18 protein-coding genes are annotated in these 17,814 nt (G+C 61.9%); 9 read left to right on the top strand and 9 right to left on the bottom strand.

Going from position 1 to position 17,814, the window contains the following annotated elements; translation table 11 throughout:
* Positions 1 to 321: 321 nt before the first annotated feature.
* Positions 322 to 1,365, bottom strand: coding sequence for a glycosyltransferase family 9 protein (locus tag ACVDHI_RS11765; protein WP_041214218.1), 1,044 nt, complete (start codon positions 1,363 to 1,365; stop codon positions 322 to 324).
* 221 nt (positions 1,366 to 1,586) lie between these two features.
* Between ACVDHI_RS11765 and coaD the strand changes: the two genes are divergently transcribed.
* Positions 1,587 to 2,069, top strand: a complete 483-nt coding sequence (gene coaD, locus ACVDHI_RS11760; RefSeq protein WP_010676110.1) for a pantetheine-phosphate adenylyltransferase — start codon at positions 1,587 to 1,589, stop codon at positions 2,067 to 2,069.
* A 74-nt stretch (positions 2,070 to 2,143) separates the two neighbouring features.
* Here coaD and ACVDHI_RS11755 read toward each other — a convergent pair whose 3' ends face one another.
* The 6 genes from ACVDHI_RS11755 to radC form a co-directional block, all read right to left on the bottom strand.
* On the bottom strand, positions 2,144 to 3,016 hold the full coding sequence (locus tag ACVDHI_RS11755; RefSeq protein ID WP_042879078.1) for a VirK/YbjX family protein: 873 nt from the start codon (positions 3,014 to 3,016) through the stop codon (positions 2,144 to 2,146).
* 176 nt (positions 3,017 to 3,192) lie between these two features.
* On the bottom strand, positions 3,193 to 4,005 hold the full coding sequence (gene mutM / locus ACVDHI_RS11750) for a bifunctional DNA-formamidopyrimidine glycosylase/DNA-(apurinic or apyrimidinic site) lyase (protein WP_010676112.1): 813 nt from the start codon (positions 4,003 to 4,005) through the stop codon (positions 3,193 to 3,195).
* 20 nt (positions 4,006 to 4,025) lie between these two features.
* Positions 4,026 to 4,481: a hypothetical protein gene (locus ACVDHI_RS11745; protein WP_042016396.1), complete on the bottom strand. Its 456-nt coding sequence runs from the start codon at positions 4,479 to 4,481 to the stop codon at positions 4,026 to 4,028.
* Between the two features lie 90 nt (positions 4,482 to 4,571).
* Positions 4,572 to 4,739 carry a 50S ribosomal protein L33 gene (rpmG, locus tag ACVDHI_RS11740; RefSeq protein WP_005323752.1) on the bottom strand — a complete coding sequence of 56 codons (168 nt, stop codon included), beginning with the start codon at positions 4,737 to 4,739 and terminating at the stop codon, positions 4,572 to 4,574.
* An 11-nt stretch (positions 4,740 to 4,750) separates the two neighbouring features.
* Positions 4,751 to 4,987: a 50S ribosomal protein L28 gene (gene rpmB / locus ACVDHI_RS11735; RefSeq protein ID WP_005307492.1), complete on the bottom strand. Its 237-nt coding sequence runs from the start codon at positions 4,985 to 4,987 to the stop codon at positions 4,751 to 4,753.
* Between the two features lie 136 nt (positions 4,988 to 5,123).
* Complete coding sequence (gene radC / locus ACVDHI_RS11730) at positions 5,124 to 5,798, bottom strand: RadC family protein (RefSeq protein ID WP_039040991.1); 675 nt, start codon at positions 5,796 to 5,798, stop codon at positions 5,124 to 5,126.
* A 147-nt stretch (positions 5,799 to 5,945) separates the two neighbouring features.
* On the opposite strand from radC, the gene coaBC reads away from it, so the two are divergent.
* From coaBC to ACVDHI_RS11710, 4 genes are all read left to right on the top strand, one after another.
* Positions 5,946 to 7,148, top strand: a complete 1,203-nt coding sequence (gene coaBC, locus ACVDHI_RS11725; RefSeq protein WP_324062649.1) for a bifunctional phosphopantothenoylcysteine decarboxylase/phosphopantothenate--cysteine ligase CoaBC — start codon at positions 5,946 to 5,948, stop codon at positions 7,146 to 7,148.
* A gap of 76 nt (positions 7,149 to 7,224) precedes the next feature.
* A complete protein-coding gene (gene dut, locus ACVDHI_RS11720; RefSeq protein ID WP_010676116.1) occupies positions 7,225 to 7,683 on the top strand; it encodes a dUTP diphosphatase in 459 nt (152 codons plus the stop codon).
* A 70-nt stretch (positions 7,684 to 7,753) separates the two neighbouring features.
* On the top strand, positions 7,754 to 8,350 hold the full coding sequence (slmA, locus tag ACVDHI_RS11715) for a nucleoid occlusion factor SlmA (RefSeq protein ID WP_010676117.1): 597 nt from the start codon (positions 7,754 to 7,756) through the stop codon (positions 8,348 to 8,350).
* Positions 8,351 to 8,745: 395 nt separating this feature from the next.
* Complete coding sequence (locus tag ACVDHI_RS11710) at positions 8,746 to 9,582, top strand: mechanosensitive ion channel domain-containing protein (RefSeq protein ID WP_039040993.1); 837 nt, start codon at positions 8,746 to 8,748, stop codon at positions 9,580 to 9,582.
* Positions 9,583 to 9,688: 106 nt separating this feature from the next.
* On the opposite strand, the gene ACVDHI_RS11705 is transcribed toward ACVDHI_RS11710, so the two are convergent.
* The gene (locus ACVDHI_RS11705) at positions 9,689 to 9,877 is read right to left on the bottom strand and encodes a holin (protein ID WP_447212113.1); all 189 of its coding nucleotides are present in this window, start codon (positions 9,875 to 9,877) and stop codon (positions 9,689 to 9,691) included.
* A 421-nt stretch (positions 9,878 to 10,298) separates the two neighbouring features.
* Between ACVDHI_RS11705 and pgi the strand changes: the two genes are divergently transcribed.
* On the top strand, positions 10,299 to 11,948 hold the full coding sequence (gene pgi, locus ACVDHI_RS11700) for a glucose-6-phosphate isomerase (RefSeq protein WP_039040994.1): 1,650 nt from the start codon (positions 10,299 to 10,301) through the stop codon (positions 11,946 to 11,948).
* Between the two features lie 163 nt (positions 11,949 to 12,111).
* Here pgi and ilvC read toward each other — a convergent pair whose 3' ends face one another.
* Positions 12,112 to 13,593 carry a ketol-acid reductoisomerase gene (gene ilvC, locus ACVDHI_RS11695; RefSeq protein ID WP_039041087.1) on the bottom strand — a complete coding sequence of 494 codons (1,482 nt, stop codon included), beginning with the start codon at positions 13,591 to 13,593 and terminating at the stop codon, positions 12,112 to 12,114.
* A gap of 193 nt (positions 13,594 to 13,786) precedes the next feature.
* Between ilvC and ilvY the strand changes: the two genes are divergently transcribed.
* From ilvY to ACVDHI_RS11680, 3 genes are all read left to right on the top strand, one after another.
* Positions 13,787 to 14,680, top strand: a complete 894-nt coding sequence (gene ilvY / locus ACVDHI_RS11690; RefSeq protein ID WP_010676123.1) for an HTH-type transcriptional activator IlvY — start codon at positions 13,787 to 13,789, stop codon at positions 14,678 to 14,680.
* Between the two features lie 107 nt (positions 14,681 to 14,787).
* Complete coding sequence (locus tag ACVDHI_RS11685) at positions 14,788 to 14,979, top strand: hypothetical protein (RefSeq protein ID WP_010676124.1); 192 nt, start codon at positions 14,788 to 14,790, stop codon at positions 14,977 to 14,979.
* A 90-nt stretch (positions 14,980 to 15,069) separates the two neighbouring features.
* The gene (locus tag ACVDHI_RS11680) at positions 15,070 to 17,643 is read left to right on the top strand and encodes a bifunctional acetate--CoA ligase family protein/GNAT family N-acetyltransferase (protein WP_324063691.1); all 2,574 of its coding nucleotides are present in this window, start codon (positions 15,070 to 15,072) and stop codon (positions 17,641 to 17,643) included.
* The last annotated feature ends 171 nt before the right edge of the window (positions 17,644 to 17,814 follow it).

Here is a 17,814-nt window from a genome sequence, read left to right as displayed (position 1 = left end):
CCATTAATCACTCACCCCTTGTTCCAGCGGGACAAGGGGCAAACCCTATTGCCGTGGAGCGGGCGCAGCCCTCGCGGGGCCGCTCACGGCGCAAACCCGGGCGCCACGGACGAAAACTGGCCGCTATAAGCCGAATGCATGGATATTGGCAACATGACCCGACTCCGGCTTATACCGACAGGTTTCCCCTGCCCGGGGCCCGGGCAGGCCCGTCAAGGGGGCTGTCGGGGACCACGCCCGGTAGGCCGGTCTACCAGCGGGGCGCATCCCCATACAAGACAGGGCCCCGCGGGGCCCTGTCTGTATGTTCTGTGTGCGCTCTCAGCGCTCGGCGCGCCAGAAGGGCGGCGCCCAGCGGGCGATCTCTGCCGCCATGGCCTTGGGATCGAGCTGGCTCATGTCCTCCGGGTGGTCGCTGTCTTCCGGCGGGCTGAAGGGCAGATGGCGCCCCTCGCCATTGAGCGGCCGCCAGCGCAGCGGCGTCGCCGAACGGTGTGCCGGGAAGAAGCCGACGGTCGGCACGTCCATGGCCGCGGCGATGTGCAGGGGCCCAGTGCTGCCCGCCACGAACAGGGCGGCGTTGGCCATCACCTGGCAGAACTTCGGCAGCCCCTCGTCGGAGCGATAGATCCAGCCGTTGCCCCCATGGGCCAGCAGTTCGGCCGCCAACTGCTCCGCCTTCCCCTCCTCCCCCGGGCCTGCCGTCAGCACGCACTGCAACTCGGGACAGGCCTGGTTGAGCTTGATGATGAGGCGCGAGTACTGCTCGATGGAGAGGTTGTTGGCCGAGCCACCGCTGCCCGCATGCACCATCAGCCAGGGGCGGCTGGCGTCGAGCCTGAGACGGGCGGCGACCTGCTCGCGCACCTGCAGCAGGCTCTCGGGGTCGAAGTCGAGGTAGGGGCCCTGTGGCTCCACCACGGTCTGATGCTGATCGGCGAGGAAGCGGCGCACCAGATCCAGGTTGTATTCGTACTCCGGCTTCTGGGAGCGGGAGCGGCGCTGCACCAGGCGCTGGTTGTAGAGTACCTGGGCCAGCTTGGTGGCGGGGGCCAGCCGGTAGGGAATGTGCGCCTTCCACACCAGCTTGGCATTGCGGGTGTTGGAGAAGAGGCAGATGGAGGCATCGAAGGCGGCCGCCTTGATGCGCGCCAGCAGGGCGCGTTGCTGCTCCTTGTCGGCCCGGGCACCCGGATCCAGGATGATCTCGTCGATCCAGGGGCAGAGGCGGGCCAGGGGCGCCGTGTAGGCGGGAACCAGGGCAGTCACATGACACTCCATGGAGCGCTTGAGCATGGCAAAGCTCGGCCACGCCAGCATGAAGTCACCAATCTTGTCATTGCGGACTACCAGAATACGTTTCATAAAAAATCCCTATGCTCCCTGTCACCAGCGAAGGAGGCTTGATGCGCGATGCGGGTATTCTTGCCTGATGCAGGGCGATTCTCAAGCGAAGACGCCACGGGGCTCCGATTTGTGCGACCCCGGCCGCCGATCAGCGCCAGAAATCCGCGCCATCCCGGTCGCGACAAACCGGCAACAGCCCCTATAATGCGACCAGTTTTCCGGTTTCAGGAATCAGCAGCATGACCAACAAGGTAATCTATCCCGGCACCTTCGATCCCATCACCAACGGCCATACCGATCTCATTGGCCGCGCCGCCAGACTGTTCGACGAGGTGGTGGTCGGGGTGGCCAACAGCCCGAGCAAACGGCCGCTGTTCGATCTCGAGGAGCGCGTTCAGCTGGCTAGGCAGGTGACGGCTCACCTGCCCAACGTCAAGGTGGTGGGCTTCTCCGGCCTGCTGGTGGATTTTGCCAGGGAGCAGCAGGCCAACGTGCTGATCCGCGGCCTGCGCGCCGTCTCCGACTTCGAATACGAGTTCCAGCTCGCCAACATGAACCGTCGCCTGATGCCTACCCTGGAGAGCGTCTTCCTTACCCCGGCGGAGGAGAACTCCTTCATCTCCTCCACCCTGGTGAAGGAGGTGGCGCTGCACGGAGGTGACATCCACCAGTTCGTCGACCCCCTGGTGGCCCAGGCCATTGCCGCCAGACAGCAGCGCTAATCCCCTCCCCTGATGGGCAGAAACGAACAAGGGCTACCCGCGGGTAGCCCTTGTTGCATCAACGCACTGCACGCCTAGCTGCGGGCAAACTGCTGGCGGATCGCCAGCTCCAGCTGATCGAGCCACTCGTAACGGCGCCGGTACATGGCCCGCTTCTTGGCGGCCACCTCCTCCAGCGGCTTGCGCACCACGGGTTGCAGCCGCACGAAGTTGGCGTCCTGATCGAGGGCGCCAAACTCCTGCCACAGCTCGTCGTAGTCCGCCTGCAGGCAGGCTTTCTTCTTCTTGCTATACCGTCTTGCCTGGAAGATGTGGGCCTTCATGCGCACCGCACAGACCCGGTGGGCCCCCATGGCCCCGGCCAGCGCCATCACCAGCATCACCACCAGCGACTTGGGTCTCAGACCCTGACCCGCCCGGGTCAATGCCCGCACCTGCTCCTGGGGCTGCTCGACACAGGGCTCTGGCCCCTGCACCGACCCGATCACCAGGGCCAGCTCCTGTTCGTTGCCCGCCAGGGAGAAGGCACAGCTGTAGAGTCGCTCCCCCCGCGCGTTGACGATGGAGAGGGCCAGCTCCGCCTCCCTGCGGAAGGTGCCGTCGTGACGCAGCACGATGCGCCAGCCGCCATCGGGATAATGGCCCAGCACTATCCCCTCCCCCAGATAGAGCGGGTCGATGAGCTCGGGGTACAGGCCCAGCAGCAGGCGGTAGTGATCCTCCACCATCTTGACCCGCTGGTTCACCGTCGAGCAGGCGAAGCGATAGGGGCGCATCGGCTTGTCGAGCAGCTCGGGGTGGCGGGCGGGAAGCGCCCGCAGGGGGGCGCTCTGGAACAGCTCGAACACCCGGTTCAACTGCGCACGGTAGAGCAGACTGCGCAGCAAAAACTTGCCGCGATTGAAGGTCTTGCGGGCGCTGTCTTCGGGATAGAGGAAGCGGGCCATATCGTGGGCACAATAGTGCCCCTGCCGGGATAAATGTTCCCAGTCTATTGATTTAGCTGTCATTTTATTACCTCGCAGCCTGAACTGGCGAGATAGTAGTCATGGGCTGACGCCGCTTCAACAGACCGGAAATACTCTCTTACAACTTGGCCGGTTCCGGCTCAAAAATCCCGCTTTCAGCGTTGGCAGTGGGAGCAGAACACCGTGGTTCGCTGGCCCATCTTCACCTCGGTGAGCAGGGTGTGGCAGTGGAAACAGGGCTGGCCGCCACGGCCGTAAACCTGCAGCTGCTGGACGAAATAGCCCGGCTTGCCGTCGGCGCTGGTGAAATCCTTGAGGGTGGTGCCCCCCTGGCGAATGGCCTCGGCCAACACCCGCTTGATCTCGCTCACCAGGGTGCCCAGCCGCTCGGCGCTGATGTTGCCCGCCGCCCGCCTGGGATGAATGCCGGCGGCATAGAGCGCCTCGTTGGCGTAGATGTTGCCTACCCCGACCACCACGTGGTTGTCCATCAGGAACTGCTTGATGGCGGTGCTGCGCCCCTTCGCCCGCTCCCGCAGGTAATCGGCATGGAAGGCGTCGGTGAGGGGTTCCGGCCCCAGCTTGGCGAGCAGGGCATGGGCCTCGGCCGGTTCGCGGGTCCACAGCAGGGCGCCAAAACGGCGCGGATCGTTGAGCCGCAGCAGCTTGCCGTTGGCCAGCTCGATATCCACATGATCGTGCTTCTCGGCCGGGGTGCCGATGTCCAGCACCCGCAGGCTGCCGGACATCCCGAGATGCAGGATGGCGGTGCCGAAGTCGGTCTCCAGCAACAGGTATTTGGCGCGGCGGCTGACGCGGTGGATGACGAGATCCACCAGCTCCTGGATCTCGCCGGGCACGGGCCAACGCAGGCGGCCGTCCCGCACCACCACGCGGGTCACCTTGATGCCGGTAAGCCAGGGGGAGATGCCCTGGCGGCTGACTTCGACTTCCGGTAATTCAGGCATGGGCGATCTCTCGTTCTCGTTCAGGGAATGGGACGCATCAGGTCACGGTATTGCGCCTGACTCAAGCTGAGCCAGGTCGAGGAGGGCAGCAGAGCGGCAAACTTGCCGTCGTCCTGATAGAGCCCGACTTCCACCGGATCACTCTGTCCGGCGATCCAGATCTTGAGGGTCACCGGGGTGCCGCGCACGGGCTCGCCGGGGGGCAGCAGCCAGCCTTGCCACATCTCGATGCGGGCCGCCAGCTGGGCGCTGCCAAGCCCCAGATCCGGCGCGCTGCGCCAGCCCTGGCCGATACGCTCTATCTGCCAGCTCGGCCCCTGCCAGGTCAGCACCACGGCGCTCTCCGGCAACAGCGGACGCGCGCGTTTGGCACTGTTCTCCTGCTGGGCCTGCTCCAGTCGGTGCAACAGGGTAATGACGATCAACACGACCACGATGATCACGTTGTTCCAGCCTTTGCGGCTCAGTTTGAACATGGCTAGCCTCCCTTCGAATCGGCAGTGTACTGAATTCCAGCCATAAAAAAACCCGGCACGAGGCCGGGTTTTTGCAGCGAAACCAAGTAATTACTTGATTTTGCCTTCTTTGTAGATCACATGCTGACGAATCACGGGATCAAATTTCTTGATCTCCATTTTTTCGGGCATGGTGCGCTTGTTCTTGGTAGTGGTATAGAAGTGACCAGTACCGGCGCTGGAGTTCAGGCGAATCTTATCGCGAATACCTTTAGCCATGATCTAATTCCTTATACCTTAACGCCGCTGGCACGCAGTTCAGCCAGAACCACTTCAACGCCGCGCTTGTCGATGATACGCATGCCTTTTGCGGATACGCGCAGGCTCACGAAGCGTTTTTCACTCTCAACCCAGAAACGGTGAGTGTGCAGGTTCGGCAGGAAACGACGCTTGGTAGCGTTGTTAGCGTGCGAACGGTTGTTACCAACTGCCGGGCGCTTGCCGGTTACTTGGCATACTCTAGACATGTCAGTCTCTCCAAATCTTACTTCATTGCTCGAGCAAATATCTGCCCCGCTGGCCTTCGATTGCGGGGCAAACAGAAGGCGGCATTTTATACAGCATCCGTGATCAAAGATCAACTAATACAGTGCCAGAGCCCAGTCACAACCAACCACGCTCTGCGAAAGAAACCGTGATGCCATCACCGATCACCAGGTGATCAAGCACTCTGATATCGACCAGGGCCAGGGCGGCCAGGATCCGATCCGTGATCTGGCGGTCCGCCCGACTGGGCTCGGCCACGCCGGACGGGTGATTATGCGCCAGAATCACGGCGGCTGCATTATGTTTGAGCGCGATCTGCACGATTTCTCTGGGCCAGACGCTCGCCGAGTCGAGGGTGCCGTAAAAAAGTTCGACAAACCGGATGACCCTGTGCTGGTTGTCGAGCAGCAGCAGGGCGAACACCTCCCGCCCCCGATCCCGCAACTGGGCTTGCAGAAAGTCACGGGTAAGCCCGGGCGAGGTGAGCGCCTCTCCCCGTTGCAACTGTTCGGCCAGATGGCGCCGCCCCATCTCCAGCACCGCCTGCAACTGGGCATACTTGGCAGGTCCCAGCCCGTGAGCGCCACAAAAATCCTGCTGCTCGGCTCCCAGCAGTGCCCGCAGGGAACCAAACTGCTGCAACAACTGGCGAGAGAGATCCACCGCACTCAACCCACTGACCCCGGTGCGCAAGAAGATGGCCAGCAGTTCGGCATCGGAGAGCGTCGCCGCCCCTCGGCGCAGCAGCTTTTCCCTCGGGCGCTCCTCTTCCGGCCACTCCTTGATGCTCATTTGTCTCTCCCTGATGGCTATTGAGAGAAAACATAGCAAAGAATCCCGCGAGCCCGACCACAACTCCCCCATGTCAGCCTCTGTCGCCACCCATTGCCTGTGCTATCTTAGCCGACCAGTCAGAGTGAGCCGGAAGAGAAGCAGCAGATGAGATTGGCCGATAAACGCATCCTGTTGGGTGTCAGTGGCGGGATCGCCGCCTACAAGAGTGCCGAACTGGTACGTCGCCTAAAAGATCAGGGGGCCGAGGTGCGAGTGGTGATGACCCGCTCCGCCAAGGAGTTCATCACCCCGCTGACCCTGCAAGCCGTCTCAGGCCACCCGGTGGCCGACAGTCTGCTCGACCCGGCTGCCGAGGCGGGCATGGGCCACATCGAGCTGGCCAAGTGGGCCGATCTGGTGCTGATCGCCCCCGCCAGCGCCAATCTGATGGCCCGCATGGCCGCCGGCATGGCGGACGAGCTGCTCACCACCCTCTGCCTTGCCACCCCGGCGACTGTCGCCCTGGCGCCAGCCATGAACCAGCAGATGTATCGCAACGCCGCCACCCAGGCCAACCTTCAGACCCTAGCCGAGCGCGGCATTCAGCTGTGGGGGCCAGACTCCGGCAGCCAGGCCTGCGGCGACGTGGGCCCGGGCCGGATGCTGGATCCCCTGGAACTGGTGGAACGCTGCTGCCAGCAGCTCGCCGCCGAACCGCTCCTGGCAGGCATCAGGCTGCTGCTCACCGCCGGGCCGACCCGCGAGGCGCTGGATCCGGTGCGCTATATCAGCAACCACAGCTCCGGCAAGATGGGCTACGCCATCGCCCGCGCCGCGCGCGAAGCGGGCGCGGAGGTGACCCTGGTGAGCGGCCCGGTGGCACTGGCCACCCCGGCCGGCGTTACCCGCATCGATGTGGAGAGTGCCCTGCAGATGCACGAAGCAGTGATGAGCCGGGTCGGTGAGTGCGACCTCTTTATCGGCTGCGCTGCCGTCGCCGACTACCGTCCCGCCCAGGTGGCCGAGCAAAAGATCAAGAAGACCGGCGACAACGACCAGATGCAGCTGACCCTGGTCAAAAACCCCGACATCATCGCCGATGTGGGGGCGTTGTCAGACAAACCCTTCACCGTCGGATTTGCCGCCGAAACCGTGGATGTGGAACAATACGCCCTCGACAAACTTCGACGTAAGCGGCTGGACATGATCGCCGCCAACGATGTGTCCCGTGCAGGCCAGGGTTTCAATGCCGATGACAACGCCCTGACCGTCTTCTGGCAAGGGGGTCAAGCCGCCCTGCCCCTGGCCGATAAGCTGACGCTCGCCCGTCATCTTGTCGCCCTGATTGCACGCCATTATCGACCCTGAGCCCATTGAACATGCCGGGAGCCCCAGGCTCCTGCTGTACCACCCGATCGCCAGGCGATCCAATTGAAAAAGATTCATGACGACACAAATTGAACTGAAAATCCTGGATGCCCGCATCGGCACCGACTTCCCGCTGCCCGCTTACGCCACACCGGGCTCCGCTGGCATGGACTTGCGCGCCCTGCTGGATGCCCCGCTGACCCTGGCCCCTGGCGACACCACGCTGGTGCCGACCGGGCTGGCCATTCACATCCAGGATCCGGGTCTGTGCGCCACCATCCTGCCCCGCTCCGGCCTCGGCCATAAGCACGGCATCGTACTGGGCAACCTGGTCGGCCTCATCGACTCCGACTACCAGGGTCAGTTGATGGTCTCGGTCTGGAACCGTGGCAACGACAGCTTCACCATGCAGCCTGGCGAGCGCATCGCCCAGCTGGTGATCCTGCCAGTGGTACAGGCCAGCTTCCAGTTGGTCGACGAATTCAATCAGAGTGAACGGGGTGAAGGCGGGTTTGGTTCTTCTGGTCGCCAATAACAAGACCACACGGCCCCCTGGGGCACGTGCCAAATAATAGAATCAAGCCATTGTTTTTTTAGGGGAATCCATGGCAAGCAGTAACCAGAAACAGAGTCGGCGCGATCAGATCCTGCAGGCACTCGCCCACATGCTGGAAACCAGCCCGGGCCAGCGCATCACCACGGCACGCCTCGCGGCCGAGGTGGGCGTGTCCGAGGCGGCCCTCTACCGGCATTTTCCCAGCAAGGCGAGGATGTTCGAGGGGCTGATCGACTTTATCGAGGATTCCCTGCTGTCACGGGTCAACCTGATCATGGCCGAAGAGAAGGACACCATGGCCCGCTGCCATCACATACTGCAGCTGCTGCTGGTGTTCGCCGAGCGCAACCCCGGCATCACCCGCATTCTCAATGGCGATGCCCTGCTGGGCGAACACGATCGGCTGCGGGATCGCATCAGCATTCTGTTCGACAAGCTGGAGACCCAGATCAAGCAGGTACTGCGCGAGAAACGGCTGCGGGAAGGCCAGGGCTTCCAGCTCGACGAGACCATGCTGGCCAACCTGCTGCTGGCCTATACCGAGGGCCGCATCAGCCAGTTCGTCCGCTCGGAGTTCAAAATCAAGCCCACTGCCGGCTTTGAAGATCAGTGGCAGTTTATCCGCAGCCAGCTGCTGCAAAGCTGAGCCAGCAGACCGCATCAACCAATGCACGTCCGCTCGGAGTTCACAATCAAGCCCACCGCCGGGTTTGAAGATCAGTGGCAGTTTATCCGCAGCCAGCTGCTGCAAAGCTGAGCCAGCAGACCGCATCAACCAATGCACGTCTGCTCCGAGCTCATAATCAAACCCACCGCCGGGTTTGAAGATCAGTGGCAGTTTATCCGCAGCCAGCAGCTGCAAAGCTGAGTGCGCACATGCCCAGCGTCCCTGCGCCAGCAGGGTTGTGACAAAACGGGAGGCCTTGGCCTCCCTTGCTTTTTGTGGCACAAAAGAAGAGACAAGCACCAGATGCGACCCAGCTTGTCGCGCTCAAGTGTTAGATTCATCTGCCATAAATCTTCACACCAACAGGACATCCTATGGAACCCGAGATCATTACCGAAGCACAGACCTGGCTGACCAACAACCAGGGGCTGATCATCGAGTATGCGGTCAACATCGCCGCCGCCCTGATCACCCTGCTGGTCGGTTACATTGCAGCCAACCTTCTCAGCGGTGGCGTGGTCAAGGTGATGCAGACCCGCAAGCTGGACACCACCGTCACCCACTTCGTCGGCAGCATCCTCAAATACACCATCCTGGTGTTCGTGGTGATCGCCGCCCTGGGCCGGGTCGGGGTGCAGACCGCCTCCTTCGTCGCCATTATCGGTGCCGCCGGTCTGGCCATCGGTCTGGCGCTGCAGGGCTCTCTCTCCAACTTTGCCGCCGGTTTCCTGCTCATCATCTTCCGCCCCATCAAGGCAGGGGAATTTATCGAGGTGGCAGGTACCAATGGCGTTGTGCAATCGGTCCAGCTCTTCACCACCACCCTCACCTCCGGTGACAACAAGATGGTGGTAGTGCCGAACTCCGCCATCCTCAACGGCACCATCGTCAACTACTCGCGCATGGATACCCGCCGCGTCGACATGACCTTCGGCATCGGCTACGGCTCGGATCTCCGCAAGGCCAAACAGATCCTGGAGCGGCTGGTGAGCGAAGAGCCCCGCATCCTGAAGGAGCCGGCAGCCACCATTGCCGTTGCCGCGCTGGCCGACTCCTCAGTCAACATCGTGGTGCGTCCCTGGGTCAAGACCGGTGATTACTGGGGTGTCTGGTTCGACTTCCACGAGAAGGTGAAGCTCACCTTCGACGCTGAGGGCATCGAGATCCCCTTCCCCCAGCGTGTGGTCCACATGCAGAAGACGGCGGATTGATCCTCGGTGTGCGTTCTCCAGTGCCAGCCTTCGGGCTGGCACTGTCGTTTCTGCCTTCTGCGACATGAAAAAAAACGGCCACAGGCCGGTCTTACGCACCGTGTTCTCACCCCAGCCGGCGTGCAACCCGGTTGAGCAGGGGCTGCATCAGCACATAGCCCCCCAGCACGGCTCCGATCACCGCCAACACGCGGATCTCCAGCGTCGGCGCCGCATTGGCCAGCGTCAGGGTCAGCAAACCGATGAGGCCGGTGGCGATCAGGCTCAGGACAAACAGGGATAACAGGGCTTTCATCTCGATCTCCTCATTCCACACCATTGATTCCATACCTTGGCCATCCCTGGGAGATCTCGTCCATTCGGCTCATATGGTAGCCAGCGTCTGTTGCCCGCCATTTGCGCCTGCTCAAAAAACCGTCCGATGAGCGTCTGTTGAATACCCTTTTATCTGTCACGCCAGCTTTCCAGCGCCACGGCCGTGCTCCCCTTGAAATGAAAGCCTTTTCAACCCGAACAAGCATGCGCGAACGCAAGATCCCGGGGTACTGGGTGACTCATAATCGCACTGTTTTGGTTGTACACTCCCTCGTTGCAGACAATTGGTAATGCTCTGTTACACGGGGCGCACGGAGTGCCCGGTATAATGCTCGCATAATAAGGTTTGGCGGGAGCCTTGCCTGCAAGGTTCAAACACAACTTGGAAGACTGATAATCCTATGAAAAATATCAATCCAACCCGGACCCAGGCCTGGCAGGCACTGGAAGCCCATTTTGCAGCCAACAAGGAGATGCGTCTCAAGGATCTGTTCGCACAGGATCCCAAGCGTTTTGACAAGTTCTCCCTCACCTTCGGTGGCGACATCCTGGTCGACTACTCCAAGAACCTGATCACCGAAGAGACCCTCAAGCTGCTGGTGAACCTAGCTGGCGAGACCGATCTGCGCAGCGCCATCGACGCCATGTTCAACGGCGACAAGATCAACATGACCGAAGGGCGCGCCGTACTGCACACCGCCCTGCGCAACCGCTCCGACCGTCCCATCGAGGTTGACGGCAAGGACGTGATGCCGGAAGTGAACGCCGTACTGGCCAAGATGAAGGGCTTCTGCGAGAAGGTCATCGGTGGCGAGTGGAAGGGCTATACCGGCAAGGCCATCCAGCACGTGGTCAACATCGGCATTGGTGGCTCCGATCTGGGCCCCGTCATGATCACCGAGGCCCTGCGCCCCTACAAGAATCACCTGGAGATGCACTTCGTCTCCAACGTTGACGGCACCCACATCGCCGAGACGCTCAAGAAGATCGATCCGGAAACCACCCTGTTCCTGGTGGCCTCAAAGACCTTCACCACCCAAGAGACCATGACCAACGCCCTGACCGCCCGCGACTGGTTCCTCGGTCATGCCGGTGACAAGGCCCACGTTGCCAAGCACTTCGCCGCCCTCTCGACCAACGGCAAGGCCGTGGCCGAGTTCGGCATCGACACCGACAACATGTTCGAGTTCTGGGACTGGGTCGGCGGCCGCTACTCCTCCTGGTCCGCCATCGGCATGCCCATCGCCCTCTCCCTCGGCTTCGAGCACTTCGAGGCCCTGCTGCAAGGCGCCTTCGAGATGGACATGCACTTCGCCACTGCCGCCTATGAACAGAACGTGCCCGTACTGCTGGCCCTGATCGGCCTGTGGTACAACAACTTCCATGGTGCCGAGTCCGAAGCTATCCTGCCGTACGATCAGTACATGCATCGCTTCCCTGCCTACTTCCAGCAAGGCAACATGGAGTCCAACGGCAAGTACGTGGACCGCGACGGCAATCCGGTGGACTACCAGACCGGCCCCATCATCTGGGGTGAGCCGGGTACCAACGGCCAGCACGCCTTCTACCAGTTGATCCATCAGGGCACCAAGCTGATCCCCTGCGACTTCCTGGCGCCGGCCATCAGCCATAACCCCATCGGTGACCACCATCCGAAGCTCCTGGCCAACTTCTTCGCCCAGACCGAGGCCCTGGCCTTCGGCAAGAGCAAGGAAGCGGTGGAGGCCGAGTTCCTGGCCGCCGGCAAGACCCTGGAGCAGGTCAAGGATCTGGTGCCGTTCAAGGTGTTCGAAGGCAACCGCCCGACCAACTCCATCCTGTTCAAGCAGCTGACCCCGAAAACCCTCGGCTCCCTGATCGCCATGTACGAGCACAAGATCTTCGTACAGGGCGCAATCTGGAACATCTTCTCCTTCGACCAGTGGGGTGTGGAGCTGGGCAAACAGCTGGCCAACAAGATCCTGCCGGAGCTGGGCACCGATGAGGCCGTCACCAGCCACGACGGCTCCACCAACGGCCTGATCAACACCTGGAAAGCCTGGAAGGCCTGATTGCTCCCGCCCTCCAGAATGCAAAAGCCCCGCTCGATGAGCGGGGCTTTTTTATAGGCTTCAATCTGTCTGTTTGCATCATCCGGACGACAGGCCAGGTGTCTAAGCCAGCCAGTAACGGGGATCGTCATCCCCGCCCCTTCCGATGCCGCTCAGCGAAGGCTTAACCGCCGACGGCAATACGCTTCATGTCCTTCATGTAACCACGCAGGGTCTGGCCGATCTTCTCGATCGGGTGGTTGCGGGTCGCTTCGTTGGCAGCCAGCAGGGCCAGGTTGTCCACCGCCTTGCTCTCGGCACGGGCACTGCCCAGGTCCCCTGCTTGCAGGGTCGGCATGAAGTGCTCACGCAGCAGCGGCACGGCGGCGTTGGCGAACAGGTAGTTGCCGTACTCCGCGGTATCGGAGATGACCACGTTCATTTCGTACAGACGCTTGCGGGCGACGGTGTTGGCGATCAGCGGCAGCTCGTGCAGAGACTCGTAGTAGGCGGACTCTTCATAGATGCCGGAGGCCACCATGGTTTCGAACGCCAGCTCGACACCCGCCTTGACCATGGCCACCATGACCACGCCATTGTCGAAGTACTCCTGCTCGGCGATCTTGCCGGCATAGGCAGGGGCATTCTCGAAGGCGGACTTGCCGGTCTCTTCGCGCCAGCCGAACAGCTTGGCATCGTCTTCGGCCCAGTCAGCCATCATGCCGCGGGAGAACTCGCCGGCGATGATGTCATCCATGTGCTTCTCGAACAGCGGACGCATCAGGGTGCGCAGTTGCTCGGAGAGCTCGAAGGCACGCAGCTTGGCCGGGTTGGAGAGACGGTCCATCATCAGGCTGATGCCGCCCTGCTTCAGGGCCTCGGTGATGGTCTCCCAGCCGAACTGGATCAGCTTGCCGGCATAGGCCGGGTCGGTGCCCTCGGCAACCAGCTTGTCGTAGCAGAGCAGGGAACCGGCCTGCAGCATGCCGCACAGAATGGTCTGCTCGCCCATCAGGTCGGATTTCACTTCCGCGACGAAGGAAGATTCCAGCACGCCGGCACGGTCGCCACCGGTAGCAGAGGCCCACGCCTTGGCGATGGCCATGCCCTCACCCTGGGGATCGTTCTCCGGGTGGACGGCGATCAGGGTCGGTACGCCGAAACCACGCTTGTACTCTTCACGCACTTCGGTGCCCGGGCATTTGGGTGCAACCATCACGACGGTGATGTCGGAACGGATCTGCTGACCCTCTTCCACCACGTTGAAGCCGTGGGAGTAGCCCAGAGCGGCGCCCTGCTTCATCAGCGGCATCACGGTTTTGACGACGTCGGAGTGCTGCTTGTCCGGAGTCAGGTTCAGCACCAGATCGGCGGTCGGGATCAGCTCTTCATAGGTGCCGACCACGAAGCCGTTGTCGGTAGCCTTCTGCCAGGAGGCGCGCTTCTCGGTGATGGCGGCCTTGCGCAGGGCGTAGGAGATGTCCAGCCCGGAGTCGCGCATGTTCAGACCCTGGTTCAGGCCCTGGGCGCCACAGCCCACAATCACCACCTTCTTGCCCTTCAGCACGTTGCAGCCGTCCGCGAACTCTTCGCGCTGCATGAAACGACACTTGCCCAGCTGGGCCAACTGCTGACGCAGGTTCAAGGTGTTGAAATAGTTAGCCATGGTGATTGCTCCGTTCGATTGATTCCATGCCGGATAGCGGCGTTGTCGAAACCACTATAGCGCGGGACACTTATTGCCTGAACTGATATATTCGAAACAGTACGTTGCAGGAATTGAAATGTGATTTCCCGTAATCTCCCGCCGCCGAGCCATCGTGCTACAGGGAGCCTGACAACGCCGCAGGAATAAAAAGATGGACCTTCGCAATCTCGAACTGTTTCTCCACCTCGCCGACTCCCTCCACTTCGGCAAAAGCGCCGATGCCATGGCGGTCAGCCCCTCCACCCTGAGCCGCGCCATCCAGCGACTGGAGCAGGAGACCGGCTGCGTGCTCTTCGAGCGGGACAACCGCTCGGTGCGGCTCACCCCTGCTGGTGACAAGCTACGGGAGTTTGGCGGTGCCTTGCTGCAGGAGTGGCGCCAACTCAAACAGGAGCTCAAGCGCAGCGACGAGCCGCTGCAAGGGCGGCTGCGGGTGTTCTGCTCGGTCACCGCCAGCTACTTTCTGCTGCCCGAGGTACTGGAACGCTTTCGTCGCCGTTATCCCCAGCTGGAGATCAAGCTGGAGACCGGCGACCCGGCACTGGCAGTGGATAAGATCCTGGCTGACGAAGCCGATCTCGCCATCGCAGCGAGGCCGGATGCGCTCTCGTCCAAGCTGGAATTCGCCAGCCTGCAACAAGTCCCTCTGGTGTTCATCGCCCCCCGCAATGCCCCCCAGCAGGGTCAGTGGTTCCCCCAGGGCGAACCTGACTGGGAGCGCCTGCCGCTGATCCTCTCCGAACAGGGGCTGGCCCGAAAGCGCTGTGATCAATGGTTTCGCAACAAGGGGATAGCTCCCAACATCTATGCAGAAGTGGCGGGCAACGAGGGCATCGTCGCCATGGTGGCCCTCGGCTTCGGTGTAGGTGTCGTGCCTGCCGCCGTCATCGATCACAGCCCCATGGGGGACAAGGTGCGTGTGGTCGAGCCCAAACCGGCGCTCAAGGCGTTCGACGTCGGCATCGCCGTGCTCAAGAAGCGGCTGGAAGAGCCGTTGATCCGCGCCTTCTGGGACACTGCACGCGGCCAGGGAGGCCTTCGCTGATCCGGCAGGCGTCAGAGCCACAGTGAGTGTCAAATGTATCAGTATGAAAGTGGGGGAGAAGAGGGGACACTGGCCGGCACCATCCAGCCACCATCAAGGAATAGAGCGTGAGCCAGCATCTTGTCGAAATCCGCAGTGCCATCCTGTTCGCAGAATATCTGCAAAGCCTCGGGGTCCAGCGCCATGAACTCGATCGGGAGCAGGAGATCTATCTCCAGGACAGGCACCTCGCCACGGTGCAATGCATTCAGGGGGAGCTGCGCTTTTATCTGCGCGCCAGCGCACTGGCCAGATCGTGATCCGCAATCGGTCACAGAACCCGCACGCAAAGCGTATTAGACTGGCACCATCCGTCCCCCTCGCCCCGGGGGCCACCACGAGGAGTGCCCATGAAACAAAGCGGCCTGGATCGGCTCTTCAAACCTCACTCGATCGCCGTCATCGGCGCCTCCAGTGATCCGCAGAAAGCAGGCCATGTGGTCATCCGGCACCTGCTGGCGGGTCAGTTCCAGGGCCCTATACTACCCGTAGCCCCCCGCAGCCAGGCCATCGCTGGCGTGCTCGCCTATCCGGACATAGAGAGCCTTCCCCTCTCCCCCGATCTCGCCATCGTCTGTACCCGGCGCGAACGGGTACTGCCGCTCATCGAGGAGCTCGGCAAGAAAGGAACCGGAGCCGCCATCATACTGGCCGCCCAGTTCTCCACTGACGAGCGCCTGCGGCTCAAGCATCTGTGCCAGCAATACGGCATCCGGCTGCTCGGCCCCAACAGCATGGGCATGCTGCTCCCCGGGCAGGGTATCAACGCCAGCTTTTCCCCCATTGCAGCGACTCCGGGACAGGTCGCGTTTCTCTCCCAGTCGGCAGCGGTCAGCACCACCATCCTGGATTGGGCCAAGCAGCGCGAAATCGGCTTCTCGGCCTTCATCTCCCTGGGCGATCATTGCGACATCGACTTTGGCCAACTGCTGGATCAGCTCTCCCGGGACGGGACGACCCGCGCCATCCTGATCTACATGGACAAGCTGCACGATGCCAGGCACTTTCTCTCCGCCGCCCGTGCCGCCTCGCGCAACAAACCCATCCTGATCCTCAAGAGCGGTCGGCATGACCCGGCCAACGGTCTCGACAATGTCTATGATGCCGCCATCCGCCGGGCTGGCATGCTGCGCGTCCGGGATACCCACGAACTGTTTGCCACTGTCGAGACCCTGAGCCACTCCCTGACCCTCAAGGGGGAGCGGCTCGCCATCCTCTCCAATGGGCGCGGCCTCGCCAACATGGCCGCAGACGTACTGCTGTCTCGGGGAGGCAAGCTGGCGATGCCACCCCTCGACATCGGCAGCGATGCAGATATCGAGGCCTACAAGAGTGCACTCGAGACGCTGCTCCAAGGGGACGGTGCCGATGCCATCCTGCTGATCCATGCACCGTCCCTCACCGCCCGAGGTGTCACCCTCGCCAGCAGCCTGATCGACTTCATCAAGCAGCATCCCAGGGCCAGACGATTCAACATCCTGACCAACTGGGCAGGCGAATACTCCGCCCAGGAGGGGAGACGCCTGTTCAATGATGCGGGCATCCCGACCTATCGCACCCCGGAAAGCGCCGTCACGGCCTTCATGCACATGGTGGAATATCGCCGCAACCAGAAGCAGTTGATGGAAACACCGGCCTCCCTGCAGGGTGACAGGCTCGATGTCGAGCGCTGCCAGCAGCTCCTTGGGCAAGCGCTGGAGCGCCAGCAGCGGGTGCTGGACACCCACCTGGCCCATCCCATCTTGCAGGCAGCCGGGCTATCAACCCTCGCGACCTGGATCGTTTCCGATGCCATCGAGGCCGCACTGACTGCAGAACAGATCGGCTACCCCGTAGCGGTGAAGCTGCGATCTCCCGACATCGCCCACAAATCCGATGTACACGGTGTCATGCTGAACCTGCGCACCTCGGCGGAAGTCGCCCAGGCGGCGGATGCCATTCTGGACAGGGTACGTCAGCACGATCCTGGCGCCCGCATAGAAGGGCTTCTGGTACAACGCATGGCACGCCGCAGCGGGGGTCTGGAGCTACGGATCCGCTTGCAGCAGGATCCGGTCTTCGGCCCCGTCATCCTGCTCGGGGAATCCGGCGCCGAGCCCCGTGAGATGGTCGCGGCCCTTCCTCCCCTCAACCAGGCACTGGCTCGCTACCAGATCATTGGTGCCCTCAAGGATGGCAAGATCCGCGAGCAGGCCAGTCCGGTACGGCTCGATATCGACGCCCTCGGCCAGGTGCTGTGCCAGCTCTCCGAGCTGCTGCTGGCCTTCCCCGAGATACAAGAACTGGATCTGCACCCGCTGCAGGCCTGTGGCGAAGAGATGGTGATCCTGGATGCCCGGCTCGTCCTGGCAGAGCGAGGACAACAAGTGCTGCCACTGGCCATTCGCCCCTATCCCACCGAACTGGAAGAGGGTGCCTGGCTGAAAGATCAGAGTCATGTGCTGCTGCGCCCCATCCGCCCCGAAGACGAGCCGGCCCACAAGCAGTTCGTGCGGCAGGTGTCTGATGAAGACAGGTACAAACGCTTTTTCGCCGACGTGGGGGAGCTGGGGCATGAGGAGCTGGCCCGCATGACCCAGATCGATTATGACCGGGAAATGGCCTTCGTCGCCGTGGGTCAGGACGGCCCTTTCAGCCAGCAGATCCTGGGAGTGGTGCGAGCCATTGCCAGCCCGGATCAATCGGATGCGGAGTTTGCCATCCTGGTCCGCTCAGACTTGAAAGGGCTCGGGCTCGGCAAGTTGATGATGGAAAAGATCGTGCGCTATGCCAGAGAGCGTGGCATAGGCCAGCTCTCTGGCATGACCATGCCCAGCAATCGCGGCATGATCAATCTGGCCAAACGGCTCGGTTTCAAGATCGATATTCAGCTGGAAGATGGGATAGTCAACATGGAGCTGCCCTGTGCTGATCAGGTTGTATAACGATACAATCGTGGTGGTAAATCAACCAGATATGGATGGATAACGTGAATTTCAGGCAATAAAAAACCCCGCTCGAGTGAGCGGGGTTTCTTGTATTGGGTGCCTGGCAGTGTCCTACTCTCGCATGGCGAATGCCACACTACCATCGGCGCTACAGCGTTTCACTTCTGA

The organism is Aeromonas sp. 25-248, from assembly GCF_053005425.1.
The sequence above is the reverse complement of the archived record's forward strand: the minus strand, read 5'-3'. Positions and strand labels throughout refer to the sequence as shown.

Coding starts and splice junctions, on each gene's coding strand:
- ACVDHI_RS11765 (WP_041214218.1), bottom strand. CDS start 1,365: ATGAAACGTATTCTGGTAGTCCGCAATGACAAGATTGGTGACTTCATG.
- coaD (WP_010676110.1), top strand. CDS start 1,587: ATGACCAACAAGGTAATCTATCCCGGCACCTTCGATCCCATCACCAAC.
- ACVDHI_RS11755 (WP_042879078.1), bottom strand. CDS start 3,016: ATGGCCCGCTTCCTCTATCCCGAAGACAGCGCCCGCAAGACCTTCAAT.
- mutM (WP_010676112.1), bottom strand. CDS start 4,005: ATGCCTGAATTACCGGAAGTCGAAGTCAGCCGCCAGGGCATCTCCCCC.
- ACVDHI_RS11745 (WP_042016396.1), bottom strand. CDS start 4,481: ATGTTCAAACTGAGCCGCAAAGGCTGGAACAACGTGATCATCGTGGTC.
- rpmG (WP_005323752.1), bottom strand. CDS start 4,739: ATGGCTAAAGGTATTCGCGATAAGATTCGCCTGAACTCCAGCGCCGGT.
- rpmB (WP_005307492.1), bottom strand. CDS start 4,987: ATGTCTAGAGTATGCCAAGTAACCGGCAAGCGCCCGGCAGTTGGTAAC.
- radC (WP_039040991.1), bottom strand. CDS start 5,798: ATGAGCATCAAGGAGTGGCCGGAAGAGGAGCGCCCGAGGGAAAAGCTG.
- coaBC (WP_324062649.1), top strand. CDS start 5,946: ATGAGATTGGCCGATAAACGCATCCTGTTGGGTGTCAGTGGCGGGATC.
- dut (WP_010676116.1), top strand. CDS start 7,225: ATGACGACACAAATTGAACTGAAAATCCTGGATGCCCGCATCGGCACC.
- slmA (WP_010676117.1), top strand. CDS start 7,754: ATGGCAAGCAGTAACCAGAAACAGAGTCGGCGCGATCAGATCCTGCAG.
- ACVDHI_RS11710 (WP_039040993.1), top strand. CDS start 8,746: ATGGAACCCGAGATCATTACCGAAGCACAGACCTGGCTGACCAACAAC.
- ACVDHI_RS11705 (WP_447212113.1), bottom strand. CDS start 9,877: ATGAAAGCCCTGTTATCCCTGTTTGTCCTGAGCCTGATCGCCACCGGC.
- pgi (WP_039040994.1), top strand. CDS start 10,299: ATGAAAAATATCAATCCAACCCGGACCCAGGCCTGGCAGGCACTGGAA.
- ilvC (WP_039041087.1), bottom strand. CDS start 13,593: ATGGCTAACTATTTCAACACCTTGAACCTGCGTCAGCAGTTGGCCCAG.
- ilvY (WP_010676123.1), top strand. CDS start 13,787: ATGGACCTTCGCAATCTCGAACTGTTTCTCCACCTCGCCGACTCCCTC.
- ACVDHI_RS11680 (WP_324063691.1), top strand. CDS start 15,070: ATGAAACAAAGCGGCCTGGATCGGCTCTTCAAACCTCACTCGATCGCC.